Genomic DNA, 857 nt, shown 5'->3' on the forward strand with positions numbered 1-857 from the left:
AACCCTCAGTGGGTCTTGAAGAGTTCGATCTCGGGTGTTGGATCGCTTCTGAGGCGCGCATGGGTTTCGACGTCGTAGCGCTGGTGTTCGTACTTGAGCTTCTGGCGTTCGATTCCCTCTGGTGCGAATCCCGCTTTCAGGGCGACGTTGCAGGACGCCGGATTGTTGAGCCTGTGCCCGAGCTCGAGCCGGAACAAGTCACGCTGGTCAAATGCCCAACGGGCAGCCGAGGCAAGTGCGCGTGAGGCGAGGCCTTGCCCTCGGGCCTCGGCCGACACCCAGTAGTAGACCCAACCGGTGTCGTGGCGATGCTCCATGTTTCCGATGCCTACGTTGCCCACTGCCGCGCCATCGACGCTGATTGCGAAGTTGCGCACGGATTGGCTGGACGGGGCGAGCTGGAGTGCAATGAATTCCTGGCAGCGGTCGAGCGTTGACAAGTTGGCGTCGCCGACCTGGGTTGCGAGGTCATCGCTGGTACGGAAAGCGCGAAGCAGGTGCCCGGCATCAGATTCGCCCCAGGGGCGCAACTCAATAGTCATTGCCCTCATTGTGGAGCATCCGCAAGGAGATGAGCACAATTTGGAACGTACCGGTCGTTTCAGTCATTTCGGTGTGGTTTTTCAAGGCTGAGCCATCGTTCTTCAATGGCATATCCGAGCCGTTCATTCATGCGGATACTGCCGACGTTGACCTGAGCGCCACCCGTGCCGAAGACCCGCATCCCGTCTGCTGCCAAGGCTGTAATCGATGCACCCTTGACGGCAATGGCGAGCCCAATGCGGCGGTAGGAGGGGTGGACAGAGGTGAACTCAGTTTCACCGCGGCCCGCATCCTGATTAATGACGGTGACGGCA

1 protein-coding gene and 1 pseudogene are annotated in these 857 nt (G+C 60.0%); both read right to left on the reverse strand.

Annotated features, from left to right (window positions below):
* Positions 1-5: 5 nt before the first annotated feature.
* The gene (locus QMG61_RS17390; RefSeq protein WP_283495586.1) at positions 6-542 is read right to left on the reverse strand and encodes a GNAT family N-acetyltransferase; all 537 of its coding nucleotides are present in this window, start codon (positions 540-542) and stop codon (positions 6-8) included.
* Between the two features lie 59 nt (positions 543-601).
* Positions 602-857: pseudogene (locus tag QMG61_RS17395) on the reverse strand (acetyltransferase); the annotation flags it as partial.

Source organism: Cryobacterium sp. PH31-AA6 (genome assembly GCF_030063195.1).
Taxonomy (GTDB): Bacteria; Actinomycetota; Actinomycetes; order Actinomycetales; family Microbacteriaceae; genus Cryobacterium.

What these genes read in the sequence shown, in the direction of transcription:
- QMG61_RS17390 (WP_283495586.1), bottom strand. Translation starts at nt 542, where the DNA reads ATGACTATTGAGTTGCGCCCCTGGGGCGAATCTGATGCCGGGCACCTG.